Source organism: Plantactinospora sonchi (genome assembly GCF_036422035.1).
Classification (GTDB): Bacteria; Actinomycetota; Actinomycetes; order Mycobacteriales; family Micromonosporaceae; genus Plantactinospora; species Plantactinospora sonchi.
The window spans coordinates 70,736-95,455 of record NZ_JAZGQK010000021.1; the positions used below are offsets into that span (position 1 = coordinate 70,736).

Below are 24,720 nucleotides of genomic sequence, written 5' to 3' on the forward strand. Positions count from 1 at the left end.
CTGAGGTGACCGACCACACGCGCGGTGCTGATGATCTGTCGGTTCCTGGCCGGTCGGCCGGGAACCGACAACAATGTTCGGAAGGAAGACCGCACGGGAGCGGTCGGATGACGGGCGGGAATCGAATGGACGACCGGCAGGACGCGGAACGGAACCGGCTGGCCCAGGCCGACGCCGGCGAGCAGCCGTGGCGGGCCTGGGGCCCCTACCTTGCCGAGCGCGCCTGGGGCACGGTCCGGGAGGACTACAGCGAACACGGCACCGCCTGGGACTACTTCCCGCACGACCACGCCCGGTCCCGGACCTACCGGTGGAACGAGGACGGGATGGCCGGCGTCTGCGACGAGTGGCAGACGTTCTGCTTCGGGCTGGCGCTGTGGAACGGCGAGGACCCGATCCTCAAGGAGCGGATGTTCGGCGTCGGCGGGGACGGCGGCAACCACGGCGAGGACGCCAAGGACTACTGGTGGTACCTCGACTCCACCCCGACCCACTCCTGGATGCGCTGGCGCTACCACTACCCGCAGGCCGCCTTCCCGTACGACGAACTGGTCGCGGTCAACGGCGCCCGGGGCCGGGACGAGCCGGAGTACGAGCTGGTCGACACCGGGGTCTTCGACGACGACCGGTACTGGGCGGTGAGCGTCGACTACGCCAAGGCGTCGCCGACCGACCTGTGCGTCTCGATCACCGTCGCCAACCGGGGCCCCGAGCAGGCCCGGCTGCACGTGCTGCCCACACTCTGGTTCCGGAACACCTGGTCCTGGGGGCTGCCCGGCCGCGACCAGGTGCCGAAGCTGGTCGGCACGCCCGGCCGGCTGGTCGGCGAACACTGGGTGCTCGGCCAGCTGGTGCTGGAGGGCGACGGGGAACCCGCCGCGCTGCTCTGCGACAACGAGACCAACACCGAGCGGCTGTGGGGGCTGCCCGGCCGCAGCCGGTATCCGAAGGACGGCATCAACGACCACGTGGTGAACGGCGCGGACACGGTCAACCCGGCGGGGGAGGGGACCAAGGGGTCGCTGCACTACGTGCTCGACGTACCGGCGCGCGACGAGGTCCGGATCCGGCTGCGGCTCACCCTGACCTCGCCGCCGCCGAGCGAGGCGCCCGCCCCCGCCCTCGACCTCGGTGCCGACTTCGACCGGACCATGGCGACCCGGCGGGCCGAGGCGGACGACTTCTTCGGCCGGCTCATCCCGGACGGCGCGTCCCGGGACGAGGCCGAGGTGGCCCGGCAGGCGATCGCCGGGCTGATGTGGGGCAAGCAGTTCTACCACTTCGACGTGCAGCAGTGGCTGACCGGCGACCCGGCCGCCGTGCCGCCGCCGGACGGCCACCGGTACGGCCGCAACAGCTCCTGGCGGCACATGAACAGCTTCGACGTCATCTCCATGCCGGACGCCTGGGAATACCCCTGGTACGCCGCCTGGGACCTGGCCTTCCACTGCGTCAGCATCGCCCGGGTCGACCCCGGCTTCGCCAAGTCGCAGCTGCTCCTGCTGCTCCGGGAGTGGTACCTGCACCCCAACGGGCAGATCCCGGCGTACGAGTGGGCGTTCGGTGACGTCAACCCGCCGGTGCACGCCTGGGCGGCGCTGAAGGTCTTCGAGATCGACGGTGGGCGGGACTTCGACTTCCTCGCCCGGATGATGCACAAGCTGCTGCTCAACTTCACCTGGTGGGTCAACCGCAAGGACATCGGCGGCAACAACGTCTTCGAGGGCGGCTTCCTCGGACTGGACAACGTCGGCCCGTTCGACCGGTCGGCCGCGCTGCCGGTCGCCGGGGTGCTGGAGCAGTCCGACGGCACCGGCTGGATGGCCATGTACGCGCTCAACCTGCTCGACATGGCGTTGATCCTGGCGGTGCACGACCCGACGTACTCGGACATCGCGACGAAGTTCTTCGAGCACTTCGCGTACATCGCCGCCGCCGCGTACGACCAGGGACTCTGGGACGACGAGGACTGTTTCTTCTACGACGTCCTGCGGCTGCCGGACGGCAGCAACGTTCCGCTGAAGGTGCGTTCGGTGGTCGGGCTGCTGCCGTTGGCCGCGATCACCCGGCTCACCACCGTCACCCTCAACCGGCTGCCCGAACTGACCGCCCGGCTGCGTTGGTTCCTCGCCAACAAACCCGAGTACGCCGGGGTGATCGGCGCGCGTCGGCTCGGTGGCGACGGCCGGCAGCAGCGGCTGCTCTCCATGGTCGGCCCGGACCAGGTGGTCCGACTGCTGGCCCGGATGCTGGACGAGGAGGAGTTCCTCTCCCCGTACGGGCTGCGCACGCTCTCCCGGCGCCACCTGGAGGAGCCGTTCACCGTCGAACTCGGCGGACAGGAGTTCACCGTCGGCTACGAGCCGGCCGAGTCGACCAGCGGACTCTTCGGCGGCAACTCGAACTGGCGCGGTCCGATCTGGATGCCGACGAACTTCATGCTGATCTCGGCACTGCGCGATCACGCCGGATTCTTCGGCGACGACCTGCTGATCGAGTACCCGACCCGGTCCGGCAGCAAGCACACGCTCACCGAGATCGCCGACGACCTCTCCGCCCGGCTGATCTCGCTGTTCCTCCCGGACGAGTGGGGCCGGCGGCCGATCTACGGCATCTCCGAGCTGTTCCAGACCCACCCGGACTGGAAGGACCTGATCGCCTTCCCGGAGTACTTCCACGGCGACAACGGCGCCGGTCTCGGCGCCTGGCACCAGACCGGTTGGACCGCCCTGGTCGCCGACCTGATCCTGACCCTCCGCCGGTAAGGAAGGGCCCCCTGTTATCGCTTCCGGTTGTAGAAGGGCCCCTTCCTAACACCTCTCGGGCTAGCCGGCCGGGTGCTCCCGGTCGACGGCCCGGCCGAGCGCCGCCAGCCGCAGGGTCTGCTCCCGGCGGTGGATCAGCGCCACGCCGAGCGCGAACGTCACCACCGGCACCCCGACCAGCGTCACCCACTGGATCGGCGCCAGATAGATGGCGTGCCCCATGTGCCCGTTCGAGTAGGCCCAGCCGGTCAGGGTGTTTCCGACCAGGACCAGCAGCGCGGCGACCGGCGCGAGGAGCGCGACCAGTCGGCGCCGTACCGGCGGGGTGAGGGTGCCGACCGCGACCAGCAGGGTCAGCCCGGCCGCCGCGAGGACGGCGAGGTAGAGCCAGCTCACCGCGTCGGAGGTGGCGGTGAGCTGCAGGCCGCCGGTCTGCTGCAGTCGTCCCGGGGCGAGCGAGGAGACGTAGAAGGGTCCGGGGTGGTCCCGGCTCGTCGCCTCGACGATCCGGCTGACCAGGAAGATGCCGTCGACGGCGGCGAGGGCCAGACCGATCGACAGCAGGCGCCGTGCCCCGAGCACCGCCAGCCCGTGCCGCCGGGGTGCCGGCACGGTCAGCGCGATCGCCGCCACCAGGCCCAGGACGAGGCGCCACAGCGAGTCGACCGTCGACACCGGCTCGGTCCGGTAGGTCGCCGCGAGCGGCACGACCTCGACGAGTACGGTCACCCAGGCGAGCCCGGCGGCCGTCCGGCGCAGCCCGGCCAGCACGGCGGCGCAGACCAGGCCCCAGCCGGCGAGCCGGAGCCAGTCGGCCACCTCGAGTCCACCGCCGAAGCCCATCCGCGGCCCCGGAACCGCGTACGTCACCACCGTGTGTCCGGCCACCGCGAGCAGTGTGAACGCGGCCAGCAGACCGCTCGCCGCGGCGGCGTCGGTCCAGGCCGGTCCGGTGAGTCCGCGTCCGGTCCCGGTCAGCCGGGTGCGCAGACCGGTGCGGAGCAGGTTCGCGGTCTCGCCGATCCCGGGGCGACGTTGGCCCGGCCGGGCACCGGCCAGCAGCACGGCGAGCATCTCCTCCTCGTACCGGCGGCGGTGCTGCCAGGGGAAGACGGTGAGCAACCGACGGTACCGCCGCTCAAGCTGGTCGGATCGAGGGGCGCCGGTATCGGGTGCACCGGCCTCCGAGCTGTGCCCGGTCACGCGGCACCCCCTTCGGCGAGCAGGCCGCTGCGGCGCAGCCGGGCGCCGGCGGCGTTCGCGTTGCGCCGGAGTCGGGCGACCTCCTCGGCGAGCCGCTGCGCGCCGACGGCGGTGAGCCGGTAGTAGCGCCGCAGTCGCGACTGCACCACCTCTTCGTGATCCACCTCGATCAGGCCGTCGACCCGGAGCCGGTCGAGGACGGCGTAGAGGGTTCCGGCCCGCAGTCGCACCCGCCCGTCGGAGATCCGCAGCACGTCCTCCACGACCCCGTAACCGTGCTGGGGTCGCTCGGCCAGCGCGGTCAGGATCAGGAACGTCGGTTCGGTGAGTGGTCGATCTGTCATGTGCGACAGCATATACCGGAACACGGTATACAGAGGCGCATGGGCTGAAGTCCGACCGTGGCCGGGGATCCCGACGGCGGGTGATGGCCGTGGCGGTCAGCCGATCGCGCCGTCCCGCAGCACCGCGTGCGCGCCGACCGTCTGGTTGACGATCTGCGTCACCCGTACGTCGACCGCGACGCTGGCCAGCGCCACCGCGTCCGGACGAGTCACCGGGTACAGCCGCTGCAACAGGGTCAGCATCGAATCCAGCGCGGCGAAGGTGGCCTCGTCGAGCGTCGTACCGACCCCCATGGTCAGCCAGGCGTCGGCGGTACGGGCCACCGGTCCGGTCACCGGAAAGTCGTCCCGTACGTCGAAGGTGAGCGTCACCTCGTCCATCGGGCACTCGATGGCGGTGCCGCCGACCTCCCCGTCGCCCTGGGCGGCGTGCCCGTCACCGACCGAGAAGAGCGCGCCGTCGACCGGGATCGGCAGCAGCAGGGTGCTGCCGGCGACCAGCTCCTTGCAGTCCAGGTTGCCGCCGTGCGAGCGGGGCGGCACCGTGGAGTGCCGGCCCGGCGCGGCCGGCGGCATGCCGAGCACCCCCATGAAGGGGCGGAGCGCGACGGTGTGCCCGTGCTGGTTGCGACCGGTCATCGCGACCGGGTCCAGCTGCCAGGCGTGCACCACGCCCTCCTCCTCCACCCCGTAGCTGCGGTTGAAGTCGCTCGGCCAGCCGCCGGCCACGGTGGTGCCCCACGTCGTCGGCAGCACCGCGTCGATCCGTACCTCCAGGGTCTGGCCGGCGCGGGCGCCGCGGACCGCGACCGGTCCGATCAGCGCGTGACCGTAGTCGGGCTGGTACTGCGGGACCCGGGGGCGCTCCCGGTTACGGCCGCCCGGGTACGGCCCGGCCGACCACCAGCAGTCGAGGGTGCGGTAGCACACCGTGTCACCGGGTTCGATGGTGAGGACCGGCGGAAGGTCCCGGGAGAAGTAGCCGTGCAGTGTCCCGTTGTCCGGGGTGAGGGCGTGTCGCATCTGGGCAGGTTAGTGGTTGCCCGGCTGGTCAGGGTAGGTGCCGGTGACCGTCGGCGCCACCGGGCGGAGATCCGGCGCGGGTACCGGCGGAGCCGGCCGGGTCGGCGGCGGCCCGGGACATCTCAGGGCCGGGACTGGGGGACGTCTCAGGGTTCAGTCCGATGTGTCGATATGACACTCGATGATTGGCTCGTCGCTGTGGATGACGTCGTGCGACTCGAGTCGCTGAGCAAGACCTACGGTTCGGGCCGGAACACCCTGACCGCGCTGCGGGACGTGTCGCTCAGCCTCCGGGCCGGCAGCTTCACCGCCGTCATGGGACCGTCCGGCTCCGGCAAGTCGACCCTGCTGCAGTGCGCGGCGGGTCTGGACCGACCGAGCGGCGGGCGGGTGGTGATCGCCGGTACCGACCTGACCGGGCTCGACGAAACCGCGTTGACCCTGCTCCGGCGGGACCGGATCGGCTTCGTCTTCCAGGCGTTCAACCTGTTGCCGGCACTGACCGCCGAACAGAACGTGGCCCTGCCGCTGCGGCTCGCCGGACGCCGGCCGAGCCCGTCCCAGGTCGCGACCGTGCTCGCCGAGGTGGGGCTCGGCGACCGGGGCCGGCACCGGCCGGCCGAACTCTCCGGCGGCCAGCAGCAACGGGTGGCGATCGCCCGGGCGCTGGTGACGAAGCCGGCGGTGCTCTTCGCCGACGAACCGACCGGCGCCCTGGACACCGGCACCAGCCGGGACGTGCTGGCCCTGCTGCGCGGGCTCGTCGACCGGCACGGCCAGACCATCGTGATGGTCACCCACGACCCGGTCGCCGCCGCCAACGCGGACCGGGTGGTCTTCCTCGCCGACGGCGCGCTCGCCGGCGAACTCGTCCGGCCGGACGCCGAGGCGATCGCGGCCCGGATGACCCGGATGGAGGTCGCCGCGTGCTGAGCATCGCGCTGCAGACGCTGCGGCACCGCTGGACGGCGTTTGTCGGCACCTTCGTGGCGTTGACCCTCGGCACGACGATGATCGCCGTGATGGGGCTGGAGATCGGGGCCACCCTCGGGCTGCCGGAGCGCCTCCCGCACCGGTACGCGACCGCGCCCGTGGTGGTCGCCGCGCTCGACCCCGAGTGGGATCCGGCCCGGCACGACCCGGGCAGCCGGTCGCTGATCCAGGCCCGGGGTATCTCGGCCGACCTCGCCGCCCGGGTCGACGCGCTCGGGCGTACCGTGCCGGTCCGCTCGTTCTACGCACAGCTCGCCGACGGCCCCGCCGACCAGGTAGGACACGGCTGGTCGGCGGCCGAGTTCGGGGCGTACGCGCTGCGGGCCGGGCAGGCGCCGCGGGCCGACGACGAGATCGTGGTGCCGGACGGCGGGCCAGGACCGGGCCAGCGGGTCACCGTCCTCACCGCCGACGGGGCGAGGGAGTACACGGTCGCCGGAGTCACCGCCCCGGTCGACTTCGAGTCGGCGGTCTTCTTCACCGAGTCGGAGGCGGCCCGGCTCTCCCCCCGGGTCGAGGCGCTGGTGGCGTACGGCCCGGCGGAGCAGGTCCGCCGGGTGGTCGGCGGCGAGGCCGAGGTGCTCACCGGGGACCGGCGCGGCGTGCTGGACCCGAGTTACGGCACCGACCGCGAGGCCATCGACAACACCCGTACCCTGCTGCCGATCACCGCGGTCGTGGCCGGTTTCGTCTCGATCTTCCTGGTCGCCTCGACCTTCGCCTTCGCGGTGGCACAGCGACGCCGGGAGATCGCACTGCTGCGTACCGTCGGCGCCACCCCCCGACAGGTACGTCGGATGGTGGTGGCCGAGGCCGTGCTCGTCGGCACCGCCGCCGCGATCGCCGGGGGCGCCCTCGGACTCGTCACCGCGCCGCCGCTGGCCCGGGGCATGGTCGAGCTGGGAATGGCGCCACCCTGGTTCACCGTCGACGTCTCCACCGGACCGACGGTCTGGGTGCCACTGCTGATCGCCGTGGTCACCGGGCTCGGCGTGGCGTTGGCCGGCGTCTGGGCGGCGTCCCGCCGGGCCGGCGAGGTACGTCCGATCGAGGCGCTCCGCGACGCCACCGTCGACCTGCGCACCATGACCCCCGGCCGGTGGCTCTACGGGCTGCTCGCGCTCGCCTTCGGACTGGTCACGATCGGCTGGGTGGCGGTGGCGAACCCGGGTATGGTGCTGATGCCGACCCGGTACATCGGCATCCTGATGTTCCCCATCCTCGCCTTCGCGCTGCTCGCCCCGGTGGTGGTCGGACCGGTCGTCCGACTCGTCACCCGGCCGTTGGCCCGTTCCCGCGGCGCGGCCGGGATGCTGGTCCGGGAGAGTGCCCTGACCGCGGTCCGTCGGACCGCCGCCACCGCCGCCCCGGTGCTGCTCACCGTCGGGCTCTCCGTCTCACTGCTCGGTGCCGCCGCCACCATCGACCGGGCCAAGGACAGCGGTCGACGTAACCAGGTCACCGCCGACTTCGTGGTTCTGCCCGCCGGCACCCCCGGCGTCAACCAGGCGGTCACCGAACGGATCCGGGCCATCCCCGGGATCGACACCGTCGCCGTCCTGCCGACGATGGTGTACGCCCGCGACGACGCCCGGATCGCCGACTACGAGGCGCAGGCGGTGGATCCGGCGGCCCTGCCCCGGGCCCTGCGCCTGCCGGTCCGGCAGGGCTCGGCCACCGAACTGCGCGACGACACCATCATCGTGAACGAGGACTGGGGCGTCGACGTCGGCGAGACCGTCGAGGTCCTGCTCGCCGACGGCGGCACCGCGCCGCTGCGGGTGGTCGCCGTCCTCTCCACCACGACCGGCAGCAACGACGTCGCCTACCTGAGCGACCGGTTCGCCGACACCGCGCGGTACGCCTTCACCGGGTTGTCCCGCCGGGTCTACGTGACGCTGCGCCCGGGCACCGACCCGGACACCGTCCGGGCGGCCCTGGGGTCCGCCACCGCCGGGCTGGGCGCCCGCGCGGTCGACGCCGAGCAGTGGCTCGGCGAGGAGAGCAGCGAGAACAGCGAGGCCAGCACCCTCGGAATGGTGCTGGTGCTGGGCATCGCGATCGTCTTCTGCTTCATCGCCATCGTCAACACCCTGGTGATGGCGGCCGCCGACCGGCTGCGCGACCTGGCGATCCTGCGCCTGACCGGGGCCACCCCGGGACAGGCACTGCGGGTCTTCGCGGCCGAGTCGCTGCTGGTCGTCGGCGTCGGTGTGCTGCTGGCGGCCGGCGCGTCGGCGGTGAACCTCGCCGGACTGTGGCTGGCCCTGGGACAGTTGGTGGGCCCGACCCCGGTCACCGTTCCGTTGGGCACCGTCGCGGTGATCACCGCCGTCGGCGCCGTACTGGCGGTGCTGGGCGCGCTGCTGCCGATCCGGCTCGCCCTCCGCTCCGGCCCGGTCGAACTGGCCGGGGTCCGCGAGTGAGCACGGTGTCCCGGCACCGCCCCGGTAACCGCCGGGGCCGTGCCGGCGGCGGGACGCGGCGACCGGCCCGCCTCCGGTGCCCGGCTCGGCCGGGTCCGCGCTCAGGCCTCCCGGGTGACGATCAGTTCACCGATCGAGGCGAGACGGTCGGTGGCCACCCCGAGTCGTCCCAACTCGCCGAGCACCCCGGCGGCCAGCCGCAGCTCCTCCTCGGCGGCCCGCTCCGACCAGTTCCGTCCACCGGCCTCCTCCACCAGCGAGGCGAGTTCCCGCAGGTCGTCGGGGTCGGTGCACGGGGCCGGATCGGCGTACCGGGCACGGAGCCGGGTGGCGGCCGGATTGTCGGCGGCCAGTGCGGCCACCACCGGCAGACTCTTCTTGCGTCGTCGTAGGTCCGCCATCGCGGGTTTGCCGGTCCGGTCCGGGTCGCCCCAGATGCCCAACAGGTCGTCCCGGTGCTGGAACGCCATGCCGAGGTGCCGGCCGTACCGGTCGAGCAGCGCACGGGTCGGTTCGTCGGCACCACCGTAGAGCCCGCCGAGCGCACAGGCGCAGCCGAGCAGCGCGGCCGTCTTGGCGGCGGACATCCGTACCGTGTCCGCGACGCTGACCCCGGTCGCCTGTTCGAAGGAGAGGTCCAGGGCCTGCCCCTCGATCAGCTCGTCGGTGGTCCGGGCGAGCTGCGCCGCCGCCGGGCCGGCGAGCTGTCCCGGGGTACGTGCCAGGACCGCGAAGGCGAGAGCCAGCAGTGCGTCCCCGGCGAGGACCGCGGCGGACGGCCCGAAGATCGCCCAGGCCGTGGGCCGGTGCCGGCGGACCAGGTCCTGGTCCATCACGTCGTCCTGCAACAGCGTGCAGTTGTGCATCAACTCCACCGCGACGGCCGCCGGGAGGGCACTCTCGACCGCCCCGCCCACCGCCGCCGCGCTCACCAGGGTCAGCGTCGGCCGGATGAGTTTGCCGGAACCGACCTGGACCGGTCGGCCCGCGTCGTCCCGCCAGCCGAGCTGGTATTCGCAGACTTTTCGCATCTGTGGCCTGAGGTGCCCGACGGCGGCGGCCATCGCGGGGCGTACCGCCGCCTGGCTCTCCGTCAGCCATCCCCACTCGTCGAGCTTGGTGACCGCTCCCGTCCTGGTCATGCCGCCTGCCCTCCTCGCGTGTGGAAAGCGTCCAGCCCTGCCTGAGACTAGCGAGAGCACCAGAGATTTACCTGTATTGATTTTGTCGCCTGTGCGTGACAGAGTGCTCACTCTGGTCATTCGGGTCCGTTGCCGGCACCCTTGACGACATGGACGACGTGGTGGTGCTCGGGGCCGGCGTGGTGGGACTCAGCTGCGCGGTGCGGCTGGCCGAGGCGGGGGTACGGGTGAGTGTGCTCGCCGCCGACGAGCCGGCCGCGACCGTCTCCCGGATCGCCGCCGCGGTCTGGTACCCGACCCGGACCGAGGCCGATCCCCGGGTGCTCGACTGGGCCTGCCGGACCTACGACGAACTGGCCGACCAGGCCCGGCGGGAGGTGCCCGGGGTGGTCCTGCGGCCGACCCGGATGCTGCTGCGCCGCGCGGTCGCCGAGGACCCGTGGTGGTCCGCGGCGGTACCCGACTTCCGGTCCGTCCCGCCGCCCCCGGGGTACGGCGGGCAGTGGCACTTCACCGTGCCGACGGTGGAGATGGAGCCGTACCTGGACTGGCTCGTCGACAGGCTCGCCGGTCTCGGCGTACCGATCCGTCGGGACCGGGTGGGGGCGCTGCACGAGGTGGCCGGACAGGCTGCGGTCGTGGTGAACGCGACCGGACTGGCGGCCGGAGTGCTCGCCGACGACCCCGCCGTGCACCCGGTACGCGGCCGGATCGTGCTGGTCGCCAACCCCGGTCTGGTCACCTCGGTACGGGACGAGGGGCATCCGGGCGGGCCGACGTACGTCCACCCGCGCAGCCGGGACGTGGTGCTCGGCGGCACCTTCGAGCCGTACGAGACCGACACCGCGCCGGACGACGAGGCCGGACGGGCAATCGTGGCCCGGTGTGTCGAGTTGGTGCCGGAACTGGCCGGTGCCCCGGTCCTCGGGCAGCTCACCGGCCTGCGCCCGGCCCGGCACGGCGGACCCCGGGTGGCGGCGGACCCGTCCGGACCGGACGGCACCCGGCTGATCCACAACTACGGGCACGGCGGTGCCGGGGTGACCCTGGCCTGGGGCTGTGCGGACGAGGTGGTCGCGTTGGCCGGCGCGGCCTCGGCCACGCGGAGCTGATTCCGACCGCGTCCGCACGGCACGACGACCCACCGGCGTGCCGGCCCCAGCGCCCGGACGGTGGTGACCGGGTCGGACGGTGACCGGGCCAACCGCCGGACGGTGACCGGGTCGGCGGCCGGACGGTGACCGGGTCGGTGCTGGCCGGCCCAACGGCCGGACGGTGACCGGGTCGGTGGCCTGAGGAGGGGAATCCGCTCCTCAGGAGTGCGGAATGGCGCAGGGGACGTTCGCGGAGCTGCCGTTACGGGTGACGGTCCGCTCCATCAGCGTCCGTAGTGGCTCCGGCCGGCCCAGGTGGTAGCCCTGGCCCCGGTCCACGCCGAGGTCGCGGAGCACCGGCACCAGTTCGGGGCGGTCGATGTGTTCGGCGACGGTCCGCATCCCGAGCCCGTGCGCGGCCCGGACGACGGCGTCGATCAGGATCGGATCGGAGCCGCCGTGATCGGCCTGCCGGACGAACTCCCCGGCGATCTTCACCGTGTTGAACGGAAGGTGCTTGAGGTAGACGAAGGAGCCGTACCCGGCACCGAAGTCGTCGAGGCTGAACCGGCAGCCCGCCGAGGTCAGGGTGGAGGCCAGTCGACGCGCCGCGTCGAGGTTGGCGATCGCCGTCGTCTCGGTGATCTCCAGGCCGAGCTGGGTGGCCGGCACCCCCGCGCCGGCCAGGGTGCCGACCACCCAGTCGCCGAAGCTCGGGTCCTCCAGCGACCGGCTGGAGATGTTCACGTCCAACCGCAACTCGGCCCCCGCGGTACGGGACGAGGCCAGCGCCTGGGTGGCGGTCTCCACCACCCAGCGGTCCAACTCGTAGATCATGTCGCCGCGTTCCAGTGCCGGCAGGAACTCGCCCGGCCCGATCTGCCGGACCTGCTCGTCCCGGACCCGCATCAGCAGTTCGTAGCTGTGGACCCGTTCGTCGGGAAGGTCGATGATGGGCTGGGCGTCCAGCTGCAACTGCCCGGTCTCCAGGGCGCGGCGGACCCGGGACACCACGTGCACCCGCTGGGCCGCCACCTCCTGCTGCTCCGGGGCGAACAGTCGGGCCCGGTTCCGGCCCTCGCCCTTGGCCTGGTAGAGCGCCAGGTCGGCGTGGGCGAGCAGCAGGGTGTGGTCGTCGGCGGTGTCCAGCGGCGCCGCCCCGATGCTCAACGTCACCCGCAGCGGCTCACCGCGTACGGCGAGCGGGGTCCGGGCGACCAGGTCGCAGAGTCCCGCACCGATGGCCAGCGCCCGGTCCGCGTCACAGCCGGGCAGCAGGACCGCGAACTCGTCGCCGCCCAGCCGACCGAGTACGGCCTCCGCCGGCAGGTGCTCGGTGAGCAGCCGGGCCAGTAACCGGAGCACCTCGTCGCCGACGGTGTGCCCGCGCAGGTCGTTGATGTCCTTGAAGTTGTCGATGTCGAGCAGCAGCAGGGCGGTGGTGGAGCCGTTTCCGCCCGCCGTCAGGTCGCTCATCCGGGCTGTGAGTGCCCGCCGGTTCGGTAGCCCGGTGAGCGGATCGTGCGCCGCGAGGTACGCCAGCTCGTCCTGCACCTGCCGGAACTCGGTGATGTCGTGGGCGGTACCCAGCATCCGCAGTGGCCGGCCGGAGTCGTCGGTGAACACCTCACCGAAACACCGCAGGATCCGCATCTGGGCACCGCCGGAGAGGTACATCCGGTGGGTGTAGGTGAACGGGGTGGCCTCCTGGATCGCCCGGTCGAGTTCCGCCTCGATCAGTTCGACGTCGTCCGGGTGGACCATCGACCGGTAGGTCGGATAGTCCAGGTGGGTGTCGGCGGCCAGGCCGATCATCGCCTTGAGGGTCGGCGACCAGACCACCTGGTCGGTCGGCAGATGCCACTCCCAGGTCCCGACCCGGGCCAGTTCCTCGATGTGGTTCAGCCGCCAGGCGTAGTCGTCGGCGCGGCGTTGCGCGGCCGACTGCTCGGTGACGTCGGTGAACTCGTACAGCAGCGGCGTGACCGCTGGTGACCCAGCCGTCGGTCCGGCCGACGTCGGTGGCTCGCCAATCGGCTGCCGGCCGTCGGCCGGTTCGGCCGGCAGTCGTCGGCAGCTGACCCGGAGGTGCCGGGTGGTCCCGTCCGCCGCCGGACGGTGTACGTCCACCGGTGGGCCGTCCGGTGTCGCGGCGCCGAACGGCAGCGAGCCCGGATCCGCGCCGAGGAGCCGGCCGAGCTGGCGTGCCGCCTGGTTGCACCAGTTGACCTCACCCTGTTCCGACGTGGTCAGCAGTGGTGTCGAGATGATGTCGAGCAGCGCGGCGGGCACACTCGGCTGTGCGGGCACTGAGCCTCCCGTAGAGATCGGCCGAGTCCGGGCAGCGAACACCGGGCACGCACGGCCGGCCGTGAGGCAACCGAGTGTACGGAGGTCCCACGTCGTCGCCAAAGGGCACCGCCGATGCCGGGACCTTCGTGGTCCGGTCGTCAGTCAGGCGCGGGCAGGTCCCGCCGGACGATGGCCACCGCCACCCGGCAGAACTCGTCCATGTCGGGCGTGAACCCCTCGGCGATGTCGGGATGCAGCCCGGACCGGGTCTCCTCGAGCAGCCGCCGGCACACCTCTTCGACCGGCTCGTCCGAGTACTCGGCGCGGACCCGTTCGGTCGCCGCCCGCAGCGCCGAGCTGAGCTGTTCCTCCAGCGGCCCCCGCAGGTGCTCCGGAGCCCCGCCGAGCCCGCCGTCGTCCAGTGTGACGTGTGGCTCCGACATGGCTACCTCCTTCGTCGCCGGTCGGCGTTACCCTGTCCGTACCGGCGGTCAAACCGTCGACGCCAGGGTGGCCACCCGGACCAGGTACGACAGGTCGTCGGCCGGCTCCTCGCGGTAGGAGATGTGCTGGATCTGCCGGTCGTCGACGTAGAGAGCGACGTCGGCGAGCGCCCCCAGGTGCGCCAGCCCGATGTCGGCCGACCGTTTCTTGTCCTGCAGTACCGCGCCGATCCCGCCGAGCAGCGTCGCCGCGTCCGCCGTCCGTCGGCCCGTCGGGCAGCGGAGGACAACCTCCAGGGAGACGGGTCCGGCCAGTGCCGTCCAGCCGGTACGTTGCGCCGCGCCGCAGGCGGCCTCCAACAGCGCCCGGACCCGGGCGGCCTGGCGGTGACCGGCCGCGAAGATGGACAGCGCCTCGGTCCTGACCGGTGGCGGACCGCTGACCTCGAACGACAGTGTGAGCGCCCGGGTGTCCTGCACGGCGGCACCTCCTTCGATGACGATCCTGCCGAACGGATCGCGGGGGCGGGGCGGTTTCACCCGATCGGGGCCGTGCGCCGGTCGGGGTGGGCTCGCGGATCGGCTCGCCGGAGGGCCGGGGTGATTCGTCCGGTCGCCCGGCGGGTGGTCGGTGCCGATCGGCGCGACGGGTGTGCGTCCGGGGCGGTCGGCGTCGACGGCGACCGTTGGTGCCGGAGGTTACGACCACGGTAGCCGAGGCGCCGCCCGCCGGGAATACCACTGTGGAACGGCCCGGGCCCGGTCTCCCGGAATGTCCCATCCCTCGACGGCTGGTCCGGCTGCCCCGCCCGGCGGGCGGTCCGGGCGGAAGGCCCCACCCGACGATCGGGGCAAATCGGTCAGACGGTGGGTCCGGGGACGTCCTGCCGTTGTGGAGGTTTCGCCGGGTGGGTGGTGGGGCAGTGGGGAGCCCAGATCAGCTACGCCCGCTTCCGGGCGGCTCCCGGCCATCCGGCCCGCCGCCAGACGGACGGGTGTTTTCGCCGTGCCGGGAGCCTGGCGGGGCCCGGCCGTCGTCGAGAGGAGCCGTCGTGGAGCCGACGGGTGGCCCGCGCAGCGGGTACCGGATGCGGGTGGCCGGGCCAGGGCGGAGCAGGAACGGACCGCGACGAACCGAGGCGGACGTCGGAACGGCCGGTCGGCGCGGGCGGACCCGGCTGGCCGGCGCTGCGGCCGTACTGACCCTGCTGGCGCCGCTGGCCGCCTGCGGCTCCGGCGACGACGGTGGGATTCCCACGGTGAACCTGTACTACTCCCCGGAGCAGAACCTGCAGAAGGTCGTCGACGACTGCAACGCCCAGGCGCAGGGCCGGTACCGGATCGCGTACCGGATCCTGCCCCGGGCCGCCGACGAGCAGCGTGTCCAGATGGTCCGGCGGCTCGCCGCCGAGGACAGCGGAATGGACGTGCTGGGTCTCGACGTGACCTGGACCCAGGAGTTCGCCAGCGCCGGCTGGCTCCGGGAGTGGACCGGTGACCGGAAGGCCGAGGCCGAACGGGGCACGCTGGCCGGGCCGCTGGAGACGGCACGGTACGAGGGCCGGCTCTACGCCGCGCCGAAGAACACCAACGTGCAACTGCTCTGGTACCGCACCGACCTGGTGCCGCAGCCACCCCGCACCTGGGACGAGATGATCAGTACGGCCCAGGAACTGAAGGGACGCGGCCAGCCGTACCAGGTGATCACCATGGGGGCCCAGTACGAGGGCCTCGTTGTCCTCTACAACAGTTTGGTCGCCAGCGCCGGTGGAAAGATCCTGAACGACGAGGGCACCCGGGCGGTCTTCGACGCCGGCGCGGTACGCGCGCTGGACGTGCTGCGCCGCTTCGCCACCGCCGGCATCACCACCTCGTCCTTCACCAACACCATTGAGGACCAGGCGCGGCTCGACTTCCAGTCCGGTGCCGGCGCCTTCCAGCTCAACTGGCCCTTCGTCTATCCGGCGATGCAGGAGGCCGACCCGGCGCTGGCGGAGAAGGTCCGCTGGGCCCGGTACCCGGGAGTGGATCCGGACCGGCCGAGCCGGGTGACCGTGGGCGGCTTCAACCTGGCGGTCAGCCGATACTCCCGGCATCCGGAGGAGTCCTTCGCCGCCGCCGCCTGCCTGCGCGACGCGGAACACCAGAAGTTCTCGGCGATCAACGACGGGGTGCCGCCGACGATCGAGAGCGTCTACGCCGATCCGGAGATGGACAAGGCGTACCCGATGAAGGAAACCATCCTCGAGGAGTTGAAGGACGCGACGACCCGGCCACGGAGTCCGGCGTACCAGAACATCTCCACCGTGCTGTCGGCGATGCTCTCGCCGCCGTCGGCGATCCAGCCCGAGCGGACCGCCGCGCAGATGCGCGAGGCGGCGCAGGACGCGCTCGAATCCAAGGGGGTGCTGCCATGACCGAGCGGAGCGAGGTCATCAGTGGGCATGGTCGGCCAGGTCATGGTGTCGACGAGCGTAGCGAGGAGAGGCCATGACCGAGCGGAGCGAGGTCATCAGTGGGCATGGTCGGCCGGATGGTGGCGGTGACGGACGGCCGGACGGGATCCCCCGGATTCCGGCGCCCCGAGGTGTGGCAACCCGTGGCGGGGGTCGGGCGCCGTTGAGTGAGGGAAAGCGGGCGGAGCGTCGGCTGGGTTGGCTGCTCTGCGCCCCGGCCGCGCTGGTGATGATCGCCGTGACGGCGTACCCGATCCTCTACTCGGTCTGGCTGTCGTTGCAGCGCTTCGACCTGAAGTTCCCCGACCAGCGGGAGTTCGTCGGCCTGGCCAACTACGCGACGGTGCTGACGAACGAGTACTGGTGGACCGCGTTCGGGGTGACCATGTTGATCACCGTCGTGACCGTCGCGGTCGAGTTGGTGCTCGGCATGGGACTGGCCATCGTCATGCACCGGACGATCGTCGGGCGCGGGCTGGTCCGCACCGCGGCCCTGATCCCGTACGGGATCGTCACGGTCGTCGCGGCGTTCTCCTGGCGGTACGCCTGGACGCCCGGCACCGGTTACCTGGCGACGTTGTTCGGTGAGGGGGCGCCGCTGACCGATCGGGCCAGCGCACTCGCGATCATCATGCTGGCGGAGATCTGGAAGACCACCCCGTTCATGGCGCTGCTGCTGATGGCCGGGTTGGCGCTGGTCCCCGAGGACCTGCTCAAGGCGGCGTCGATGGACGGCGCCACCGCCTGGCAACGGTTCACCCGGGTGATGCTGCCGGTGATGAAGCCGGCGATCCTGGTGGCGTTGCTGTTCCGCACCCTGGACGCGTTCCGGGTCTTCGACAACATCTACGTGCTGACCGCTGGGGCGAACGAGACCTCGTCGGTGTCGATGCTCGCCTACAACAACCTGATGCGCGGGCTGAACCTCGGGATCGGGTCGACGATGTCGGTGCTGATCTTCCTGACCGTGGCGGTCATCGCGTTCGTCTTCGTGAAGTTGTTCGGCACCGCTGCCCCTGGCAGCACCGACGAGGGAGGCCGCCGGTGAGCGCGAGGAGCGTAGCGCAGCGGAGCCCCGCAGTCGCGAACGAAGGGGGAGTCCGGTGAGCGCGAGGAGCGAGCTTGCGAGCCCCGCAGTCGCGAACGAAAGGAGACTCTGATGGCGGCCATCGACACCACCGCCAGGGCGAAGTGGCGGTGGGGACTGCTGGACGTCGTCGTGGTGGTCTTCGCCCTCGTGCCGGTGCTCTGGATCGCGTCGCTGTCGTTCAAGACCACCGCGACGCTCACCGACGGGAACTTCATCCCCCGCGAGTGGACCCTGGACAACTACCGGACGATCTTCTCGACCGACCAGTTCGTCCGGGCGCTGGCCAACTCGATCGGGATCGCGCTGATCGCCACCGTGGTCGCCGTGGTGCTGGGCACCATGGCGGCGTACGCGGTGGCCCGGCTGGACTTCCCAGGCAAGAAGGCACTGGTCGGCGTCTCCCTGTTGATCGCGATGTTTCCGCAGGTGTCGCTGGTCTCGCCGCTGTTCGAGATCGAGCGGTCGCTCGGGCTCTTCGACACCTGGCCGGGGCTGATCCTGCCGTACATCACGTTCGCGTTGCCGCTGGCCATCTACACGCTCTCGGCGTTCTTCAAACAGATCCCGTGGGACCTGGAGAAGGCCGCCAAGATGGACGGCGCGACACAGGGCCAGGCGTTCCGGCGGGTGATCGCCCCACTGGCGGCGCCCGGGGTCTTCACCACCGCGATCCTGGTCTTCATCTTCTGTTGGAACGACTTCCTCTTCGCGATCTCGCTGACCTCCACCGAGCGGTCCCGCACGGTGCCGGTGGCGTTGTCGTTCTTCACCGGGGAGTCGCAGTTCGAGGATCCGACCGGGGCGGTCTGTGCCGCCGCCGTGGTGATCACCGTACCGATCATTCTGTTCGTGTTGTTCTTCCAGCGTCGCATCGTCTCCGGTCTGACGTCCGGCGCGGTCAAGGGGTGAATCGTCGTGGCTGACATCGTGCTCGACAAGGTGAGCAAGCAGTTCCCGGACGGCACCACGGCGGTCCGGGACGTCGACCTGGAGATCGCCGACGGCGAGTTTGTCATCCTGGTCGGCCCGTCCGGGTGTGGGAAGTCGACCACCCTGAACATGATCGCCGGGCTGGAGGACATCAGCTCCGGCGAGCTGCGGATCGGTGGCCAACGGGTCAACGACCGGGCACCCCGGGACCGGGACATCGCGATGGTGTTCCAGTCGTACGCGCTGTATCCGAACATGACGGTCCGGGAGAACATGGCGTTCCCGCTCCGGCTCGCCAAGCTGGACAAGGCGACGATCGAGCAGAAGGTCACCGAGGCAGCGAAGGTGCTGGAGTTGACCGCGCTGCTGGACCGGAAGCCGGCGAACCTTTCCGGCGGGCAGCGTCAGCGGGTGGCGATGGGTCGGGCGATCGTCCGGAGCCCGAAGGCGTTCCTGATGGACGAGCCGCTCTCCAACCTGGACGCCAAACTCCGGGTGCAGATGCGGACGGTGGTCTCCCGCCTGCAGAAGCAGCTCGGCACCACCACGGTGTACGTCACCCACGACCAGACCGAGGCGATGACCCTGGGCGACCGGGTGGTGATCATGCGGGGCGGCGCGGTGCAGCAGGTCGGCCCGCCTCAGGAGTTGTACGACCACCCGACCAACCTCTTCGTCGCCGGTTTCATCGGGTCGCCGTCGATGAACTTCCTGCACGCGGCGGTCGAGGAGGGGCAGCTGCGTACCGCGCTCGGCGCGGTGCCGATCGGCGACCGGGTCCGGCGCGAGCTGGAGGCGGAGAACGCCCCTCGGGAGCTGATCCTGGGCGTGCGTCCGGAGCATTTCGAGGACGCGGCCCTGATCGACGACAGCACCCGGGCCCGGGGCATGGAGTTCGAGGCACCGGTCGAGATCGTCGAGTCGATGGGCTCCGACAAGTACGTCTATCTCACCGTGGAGGGGGAGCGGGCCAGTGCCGCCGAGTTGGAGGAGTTGGCCGCCGACGTCGGCGCTGACGAGCTGAGCGGTTCGGGAACCAACCTGGTCACCCGGCTCTCGGCGGAATCCACGGTGGCCGAGGGGGAGAACCGGCGGATCTGGTTCAACCTGGAGAAGATCCACCTGTTCGATCCGTCGAACGGCCGCAACCTCACCCTGCACGAGGGGCGGTCCGCCGGAGCGCTCGCCACCTGAGTCTGCGCCCGGTCGGCCGGAGGAGATCCGGCCGGCCGGAGGCTCGGCACCGGCTGCGGGACGGTCGGGACGATCCGCCCGGCCGGGCGGAGAACCGGCGACTGGAGATCCGTCGTCCGTGGTGGCTCGACATCGTCGACGAGCGGGGAGCCGTGGACCGACCGGGTAGCGGCCGGACGCGGGACGGCTGTGGCGGCGTCGGGCGCGCCAGCGGCGCCAGCCGGCGCCGCTGGCGCGGAACCGGCCCGGATCATGGCCCCCACCGGCCCGAACGGCCGGTCAGCGGACGCCCGAGCACGTAGCGTAATTCTGTGGGTACGGGATCGGCGGTAATCCGGGGCGGCGGAGTCCGGGCGTGATCATCGCCGCGGTGCTGCTGGCGCTCACCTCCGCCAGTTGTTTCGCACTGGGCGCGGCGCTTCAGCAGCGTGCCGCACGGCGGGAGCCGCAGCACGGAACGTTCGATCCCCGGCTGTTCGTCCGGTTGCTCCGCCGCCGACGCTGGCTGCTCGCCAAGTCTCCCGACCTCGCCGGCACCGTGCTGCAGGCGATCGCCCTGCGGCTCGGGCCACTCACCCTGGTGCAGCCCCTGATGATCAGCGGCATGTTCCTGGCGATACCTCTCGAGGCGGCGCTGGACCACCGGCGGCCGCACCCCCGGGACGTGACGGCGGTGACCTGCTGCGTGTTCGGGTTGGCGGCGTTCCTCGCCGCGGCCCGGCCGAGGGCGGGTGTGCCGGAGCCCTCGCCGATGGGGTGGCTCGGGGTCGGGCTGGTCGGCGCCACCCTGATCGGGATCTGTCTGACCTTCGCCTGCCGGGTCACCGGCGCCCTCCGGGGAACCCTGCTGGGGACCGCCTCCGGGCTGCTCTACGCGGGCACCGCGTCGCTGCTCAAGACGTTTGCCGGGCGGGTCTCTCTCGATCCGCTCGCGGTACTCACCGACTGGCATCTCTACCTGCTCGGCGTACTCGGGATCGCGGCGGTGGCGCTGAACCAGAATGCCTTCCAGAACGGTCCGCTCGCCGCGCCGCTGACCGCGATCACCCTGGTCGACCCGGTGGCGAGCGTACTGATCGGGGTGACGGCCTTCCACGAGACGATGTCGATCGGCGGACTCCGGCTCCTGGTCGAGATACCCGCCGTGCTGGCCATGATCTTCGGGATCTGGCTGGCCAGCACCCGTTCCACCGGACGTGAGGGCTTCGAGGGCGGCCAGGCGTGAGCAGGCACTGCGGCCGCTCGTGGTGCGGGGCCTGGGCTGCCGCCGATCCGTCGGTCAGCGCTGGCCGGCCGCCGGAGGCCGCCACATCGGCTGGATCGCCGGCCCGTCCTCCGGCAACCGGATCGGGTCGCCGTGTGCCCGGAAACCGTGCCGCTCGTACAACTTCCGGTTGCGGGCGGAACTCGCCTCCAGGTACGCCCCGAGGCCGGCGGTGTCGACCAGTTCGAGCTGGTGACGCAGCATCGCGCCGCCGAGGCCGTGGCCGCGCCACGTCGGCACCACGACCATCTGTTGCAGGTACCAGTGCGGCTCCCGTCGGGGATGGCGGCGCCGGGTCAGTTCGCTCACCAGGGCCATCCGCGGCGCGTACTCCGGACCGTAGACCGGGATGAACCGGGCTGTCTCCTCGGCGGACCCGGTCGGCTCGCCGGACGCGGTGTCGGTGCCCGGCGAGCCGGTCGTGCCGGGTGCGGGCTCGGCCGGCGGTGCCTGCCCGGCGGCGGGATCGGCCGGAAGGAGTTCCCAGAGTGACAGTCCGGCGATCTCCCCGGCGCCGTGCTCTGCCACCAGCAGCACACCCTCCTCCAACATGCCCCCGACCCACGCGGCCGCCTGGCCGGTCCAGGCGACGGTCCGCTCCTGGCGAGCCGACCCGTCGGGTACGACCCAGCTGAACACCGCCTCGTCGAGACAGCCCTGGCCGAGCGCGCGCATGACCGCCGGGGCATCCGCCAGCCCGGCTCGGCGCACCGTCACCTCGTCGCTCATGACCACCCTGCTTCCTGGCAGGCCCTCCCGGGCCGGCGAACGATGATGGGTACACTGTACGCACCGCGACGCCGGCTCGCGGACCCTGCCGGTTGCCGTGCCGGGCCGTCGGGGAAGGAGAAGCCGATGGACCAGGTCGGGCCGCCCCCGCCCCCGCCCCCGCTGAGCCTCGACCGCATCGTGCGCGCCGGGATCGGGATCGCCGACTCGTACGGCCTGGACGCCCTGTCGATGCGCCGGGTCGCCGCCGCGCTGGACGCCGGGGTGATGTCCCTCTACCGCCACCTGTCCGGCCGGGCGGAACTGGTCGACCTGATGGTGGAGACGGTGTTCGGCGAGCTCGACTACCCCGATCCCGGCCCGGACGGCTGGCGGGCCCGGCTGGAGTTGTCCGCCCGGCAGGAGTGGGCGATGTACCAGCGCCACCCGTGGGTGCTGTCCAGGGTCGCGGGTACCCACCGGCCGCCCCTCGGGCCGAACGTGCTGGCCAACGCCGAATGGCTGCTGCGCGCCGTCGACGGCCACGGGCTCGATGCCCGCACGATGTTCCAGCTCTACTTCACGGTGAGCGACTACGTGCAGGGCGCGGCCCTGTACGTCCACGGCGCCGTCGAGGACGAAAGGCGTACCGGCACCAGCACCGAACAGTGGTGGACGGCGAACGCCCCGACGCTGACCCGACTGTTGCGGACCGGCCGGTTCCCGACGCTGTCCCGGCTCGTCCCGGAGATCGGGGGTGCGCCGGGAACCCAGATCAAGGACTTCGAGTTCGGCCTGCGGCGGGTACTCGACGGCATCGGGACGCTGCTCCTCGGCACAGCGGCGGCGGCAGCGGGCCCGACGGAAGAAGTAACCAGGTTACCCACCCCGCCGGACCGGCCTTCCGCGCCCGCCACCGGTACCTCGGAGTTGCTCGGCCGGCGGTGGACCCCGGAGCTGCTCCAGGTGCTCGGCCAGGGCGAGGCCCGGTTCGGTGACCTCGTCCGGGCCGTTCCCGGGATCTCCCGGCGGGTGCTCGCCGAACGCCTGCGGCAACTCGCCGACGAAGGACTGCTGGTCAGACGGACGGAGCCCGGCCCACCCACCCGGATCAGCTACGCGTTGACCGACGCCGCACGGCGGAACGCGCCGGGGCCCGGTCCCGGCGGGCCGGGGCACCGACGTCAGCTCCGCTGAGCAGTCCGGACCCGTGATCGGGACCGGTGGCCCGGGCGAGGGCTTTCGACCCGCCCGGACCACCGGCTTCGGCCTGGCTACCCGCAATCCGGGCGGCTATGCGCCCACGATCCGCCCCGGCAGCCCGGCCGACGCCGCCCCGGGCGGTGCCGCCCCGCCCGCCGTCGCCGCAGGCAGTGCCGCCGTGGTCGGCGACGGCAGCAGCCAGCCGAGCAGGTCGGCCAGTACGGCCAGACCGTCACGGCTCAGCACCGACTCGGGATGGAACTGCACGCCGGCGTACGTCAGACCGCGTAGCGCGTGTACCGCGCCGTCCGTGGCGTCCCGGGCCAGTTCTACCGGCCCGTACCCGGTGGTCACCCCGTCGGTCTCGGACCGGGCCGTGTAGCTGGAGTAGAAACCGACCCGCCGGGTCGTACCGAAGAGGTCCACGTCGCGTTGCAGTCCCTGGTACGGCGCGGTACGCCGGTGCAGCCGCAGACCGAGTCGCCCGGCCAGGATCTGGTGACCGAGACAGACGCCGAGGGTCGGCCGGCCGGATTCGAGCAGGCGCCCGACGACGGTGCGCAGCGCCGCCATTCTCGGGTCCGCCAGGTCACCCGGATCCCCCGGACCAGGGCCGACCACGGTCAGGTCGGCGTGGGCCGGACCAAGACCGGTGGCCTGATCGAGACCGGTGAGGTCTGTCAGCTCGTCCCAGGCCCGCAGTTCCACGGCGAGACCGAGGGCCCGCAACTGGTGCGCGAGCATGCCGGTGAAGGTGTCCTCCGCGTCGATGATCAACGCCCGCCGGCCGACGAGCCCGGGCAGCACGTTGACCTCCGGCCGCCGCTGCTCCAACCAGAACGGCGCCAGATGGTGGTTCCGGGCCGCCAGCGCCGCCCGTACCGCCGGGTCGTCGGCGAGCCGCAGCTCCGCGGACACCGAGGGTCGGCCCGCGACGTCCGTCGACGGCCCGGCGGCCCCGGGTGCGGCCACGGGCGGACGCAGCCCCAGGGCGGCCAGCACCCCGGCCGCCTTGGTGTGCGTCTCGGCCACCTCGCCAGCGGCGGTGGAGTGCCGCACCAGGGTCGCGCCGACCGGTACCCGCAGTTCTCCGCTCGGGGAGATCTCGGCCGTCCGGATCAGGATCGGCGCGTCCAGGGTCTGCCGGCCGGCCTCGTCCACCCCCAGCAGCGCCAGGACACCGGCGTAGTAACCCCGGCCACGGCGCTCGTGCCGGGCGATGACCCGACAGGCGTTCTCCATCGGGCTGCCGGTCACGGTGGGCGCGAACATGGTCTGCCGGAGGACCTCCCGGACGTCCAGCGAGCCCCGCCCGGCGAGCAGGTACTCGGTGTGGACCAGGTGCGCCATCTCCTTCAGGTACGGTCCGATCACCTGTCCGCCGTGCTCGGCGACCGTGGCCATCATCTTCAGTTCCTCGTCGAGCACCATGTACAGCTCGTCGATCTCCTTCGGGTCCGCGAGGAAGTCCAGCAGCGCGTCCCGGTCCGCCGGCCCGTCCGGGTGCCGGAACGTGCCGCTGATCGGGTTCATCATGACCAGGCCGTCCTCGACGCTGACATGACGCTCCGGTGACGCCCCGACCAGGATCCGGGCGCCGGTGTACACCAGGAACGTCCAGTAGGCGCCCCGTTCGTCGGTGAGCAGCCGGCGCAGCGCGGCCAGCGCCGCCGGCAGCGGCGGCCCGGCCAGGGTGCCCCGGTACGCGCGGTGGATCACGAAGTTGGCACCCTCGCCCCGGCCGATTTCGTCCCGGAGCACCCGGCCGACGATCTCCGCGTACTCCGGGTCGGAGATGTCGAAGTCGCCGCCGAGGACCGGCACGGTCGAGCCGGGCAGCAGGTCCAGTGCCTCCGCCAGCGGCACACGGTCGTGTCCGTCCAGCGCCAGGCACTCCAGCGGGGTCCCGTCGTCGACACAGGCGAAGCCCCGTTCGGCGATCTGCCGGTACGGCACCAGCGCCAGCGTGCGCGGGCCGGCCGGTCCGCCTTCGAGGGGGATGTCGGTGAGTCTGTCGACGGTGCGCAGGGTGCCGGTGAGGACCTCGAGGGCGTGCGCGCCCTCCCGGCGTACCAGGGCGAACGGTCCCGGGTCGGTGCCGGCGGCGATCGCGGTCAGCAGGTGTCTCAGCTGGGTCATCGGATGTGTTC

At 72.0% G+C, this 24,720-nt stretch carries 19 protein-coding genes; 10 read left to right on the plus strand and 9 right to left on the minus strand.

What is annotated here, in order from left to right:
- Positions 1-107: 107 nt before the first annotated feature.
- Positions 108-2,765 carry an MGH1-like glycoside hydrolase domain-containing protein gene (locus tag V1633_RS23670; protein ID WP_331216572.1) on the plus strand — a complete coding sequence of 886 codons (2,658 nt, stop codon included), beginning with the start codon at positions 108-110 and terminating at the stop codon, positions 2,763-2,765.
- Positions 2,766-2,825: 60 nt separating this feature from the next.
- Here V1633_RS23670 and V1633_RS23675 read toward each other — a convergent pair whose 3' ends face one another.
- The 3 genes from V1633_RS23675 to V1633_RS23685 form a co-directional block, all read right to left on the minus strand.
- Positions 2,826-3,887 (minus strand): hypothetical protein, encoded by a 1,062-nt coding sequence (locus tag V1633_RS23675; RefSeq protein ID WP_331216573.1) that lies wholly within the window; start codon positions 3,885-3,887, stop codon positions 2,826-2,828.
- Positions 3,888-3,964: 77 nt separating this feature from the next.
- The gene (locus V1633_RS23680) at positions 3,965-4,312 is read right to left on the minus strand and encodes a PadR family transcriptional regulator (protein ID WP_331216574.1); all 348 of its coding nucleotides are present in this window, start codon (positions 4,310-4,312) and stop codon (positions 3,965-3,967) included.
- A 96-nt stretch (positions 4,313-4,408) separates the two neighbouring features.
- Entirely contained in the window at positions 4,409-5,335 is a 927-nt protein-coding gene (locus tag V1633_RS23685; RefSeq protein WP_331216575.1) for an acetamidase/formamidase family protein, read from the minus strand.
- Positions 5,336-5,506: 171 nt separating this feature from the next.
- Here V1633_RS23685 and V1633_RS23690 point away from each other — a divergent pair, with 171 nt between their 5' ends.
- Positions 5,507-6,268 carry an ABC transporter ATP-binding protein gene (locus tag V1633_RS23690; protein ID WP_331216576.1) on the plus strand — a complete coding sequence of 254 codons (762 nt, stop codon included), beginning with the start codon at positions 5,507-5,509 and terminating at the stop codon, positions 6,266-6,268.
- Complete coding sequence (locus tag V1633_RS23695) at positions 6,262-8,754, plus strand: FtsX-like permease family protein (protein ID WP_331216577.1); 2,493 nt, start codon at positions 6,262-6,264, stop codon at positions 8,752-8,754. Before V1633_RS23690 ends, V1633_RS23695 begins: the two co-directional genes overlap by 7 nt.
- Positions 8,755-8,855: 101 nt before the next feature.
- On the opposite strand, the gene V1633_RS23700 is transcribed toward V1633_RS23695, so the two are convergent.
- Positions 8,856-9,896, minus strand: coding sequence for a polyprenyl synthetase family protein (locus tag V1633_RS23700; RefSeq protein ID WP_331216578.1), 1,041 nt, complete (start codon positions 9,894-9,896; stop codon positions 8,856-8,858).
- 149 nt (positions 9,897-10,045) lie between these two features.
- Here V1633_RS23700 and V1633_RS23705 point away from each other — a divergent pair, with 149 nt between their 5' ends.
- Entirely contained in the window at positions 10,046-11,008 is a 963-nt protein-coding gene (locus tag V1633_RS23705; RefSeq protein ID WP_331216579.1) for an FAD-dependent oxidoreductase, read from the plus strand.
- A 201-nt stretch (positions 11,009-11,209) separates the two neighbouring features.
- Here the strand turns inward: V1633_RS23705 and V1633_RS23710 are convergent, their stop codons facing one another.
- The 3 genes from V1633_RS23710 to V1633_RS23720 form a co-directional block, all read right to left on the minus strand.
- Positions 11,210-13,300, minus strand: a complete 2,091-nt coding sequence (locus V1633_RS23710; RefSeq protein ID WP_331216580.1) for a putative bifunctional diguanylate cyclase/phosphodiesterase — start codon at positions 13,298-13,300, stop codon at positions 11,210-11,212.
- A gap of 140 nt (positions 13,301-13,440) precedes the next feature.
- A complete protein-coding gene (locus tag V1633_RS23715) occupies positions 13,441-13,725 on the minus strand; it encodes a hypothetical protein (protein ID WP_331216581.1) in 285 nt (94 codons plus the stop codon).
- A gap of 48 nt (positions 13,726-13,773) precedes the next feature.
- Entirely contained in the window at positions 13,774-14,205 is a 432-nt protein-coding gene (locus V1633_RS23720) for a hypothetical protein (protein ID WP_331216582.1), read from the minus strand.
- 572 nt (positions 14,206-14,777) lie between these two features.
- On the opposite strand from V1633_RS23720, the gene V1633_RS23725 reads away from it, so the two are divergent.
- The 5 genes from V1633_RS23725 (at position 14,778) to V1633_RS23745 (ending at position 20,620) form a co-directional block, all read left to right on the plus strand.
- Positions 14,778-16,142, plus strand: a complete 1,365-nt coding sequence (locus V1633_RS23725) for an ABC transporter substrate-binding protein (protein ID WP_331216583.1) — start codon at positions 14,778-14,780, stop codon at positions 16,140-16,142.
- 94 nt (positions 16,143-16,236) lie between these two features.
- Complete coding sequence (locus V1633_RS23730) at positions 16,237-17,229, plus strand: carbohydrate ABC transporter permease (protein ID WP_407952100.1); 993 nt, start codon at positions 16,237-16,239, stop codon at positions 17,227-17,229.
- A 111-nt stretch (positions 17,230-17,340) separates the two neighbouring features.
- Positions 17,341-18,180 (plus strand): carbohydrate ABC transporter permease, encoded by an 840-nt coding sequence (locus V1633_RS23735; protein WP_331216585.1) that lies wholly within the window; start codon positions 17,341-17,343, stop codon positions 18,178-18,180.
- A gap of 6 nt (positions 18,181-18,186) precedes the next feature.
- A complete protein-coding gene (locus tag V1633_RS23740; RefSeq protein WP_331216586.1) occupies positions 18,187-19,395 on the plus strand; it encodes an ABC transporter ATP-binding protein in 1,209 nt (402 codons plus the stop codon).
- A gap of 355 nt (positions 19,396-19,750) precedes the next feature.
- Positions 19,751-20,620 carry a DMT family transporter gene (locus V1633_RS23745; RefSeq protein WP_331216587.1) on the plus strand — a complete coding sequence of 290 codons (870 nt, stop codon included), beginning with the start codon at positions 19,751-19,753 and terminating at the stop codon, positions 20,618-20,620.
- A 54-nt stretch (positions 20,621-20,674) separates the two neighbouring features.
- On the opposite strand, the gene V1633_RS23750 is transcribed toward V1633_RS23745, so the two are convergent.
- The gene (locus V1633_RS23750; protein WP_331216588.1) at positions 20,675-21,388 is read right to left on the minus strand and encodes a GNAT family N-acetyltransferase; all 714 of its coding nucleotides are present in this window, start codon (positions 21,386-21,388) and stop codon (positions 20,675-20,677) included.
- A gap of 126 nt (positions 21,389-21,514) precedes the next feature.
- On the opposite strand from V1633_RS23750, the gene V1633_RS23755 reads away from it, so the two are divergent.
- Positions 21,515-22,564 (plus strand): TetR/AcrR family transcriptional regulator C-terminal domain-containing protein, encoded by a 1,050-nt coding sequence (locus V1633_RS23755; RefSeq protein WP_331216589.1) that lies wholly within the window; start codon positions 21,515-21,517, stop codon positions 22,562-22,564.
- A 96-nt stretch (positions 22,565-22,660) separates the two neighbouring features.
- Here the strand turns inward: V1633_RS23755 and V1633_RS23760 are convergent, their stop codons facing one another.
- Positions 22,661-24,709 carry an anthranilate synthase family protein gene (locus V1633_RS23760; RefSeq protein ID WP_331216590.1) on the minus strand — a complete coding sequence of 683 codons (2,049 nt, stop codon included), beginning with the start codon at positions 24,707-24,709 and terminating at the stop codon, positions 22,661-22,663.
- Positions 24,710-24,720: the final 11 nt, after the last annotated feature.

Coding starts and splice junctions, on each gene's coding strand:
- V1633_RS23690 (WP_331216576.1), top strand. CDS start 5,507: ATGACACTCGATGATTGGCTCGTCGCTGTGGATGACGTCGTGCGACTC.
- V1633_RS23705 (WP_331216579.1), top strand. CDS start 10,046: ATGGACGACGTGGTGGTGCTCGGGGCCGGCGTGGTGGGACTCAGCTGC.
- V1633_RS23670 (WP_331216572.1), top strand. CDS start 108: ATGACGGGCGGGAATCGAATGGACGACCGGCAGGACGCGGAACGGAAC.
- V1633_RS23750 (WP_331216588.1), bottom strand. CDS start 21,388: ATGAGCGACGAGGTGACGGTGCGCCGAGCCGGGCTGGCGGATGCCCCG.
- V1633_RS23680 (WP_331216574.1), bottom strand. CDS start 4,312: ATGACAGATCGACCACTCACCGAACCGACGTTCCTGATCCTGACCGCG.
- V1633_RS23760 (WP_331216590.1), bottom strand. CDS start 24,709: ATGACCCAGCTGAGACACCTGCTGACCGCGATCGCCGCCGGCACCGAC.
- V1633_RS23715 (WP_331216581.1), bottom strand. CDS start 13,725: ATGTCGGAGCCACACGTCACACTGGACGACGGCGGGCTCGGCGGGGCT.
- V1633_RS23700 (WP_331216578.1), bottom strand. CDS start 9,896: ATGACCAGGACGGGAGCGGTCACCAAGCTCGACGAGTGGGGATGGCTG.
- V1633_RS23755 (WP_331216589.1), top strand. CDS start 21,515: ATGGACCAGGTCGGGCCGCCCCCGCCCCCGCCCCCGCTGAGCCTCGAC.
- V1633_RS23685 (WP_331216575.1), bottom strand. CDS start 5,335: ATGCGACACGCCCTCACCCCGGACAACGGGACACTGCACGGCTACTTC.
- V1633_RS23735 (WP_331216585.1), top strand. CDS start 17,341: ATGGCGGCCATCGACACCACCGCCAGGGCGAAGTGGCGGTGGGGACTG.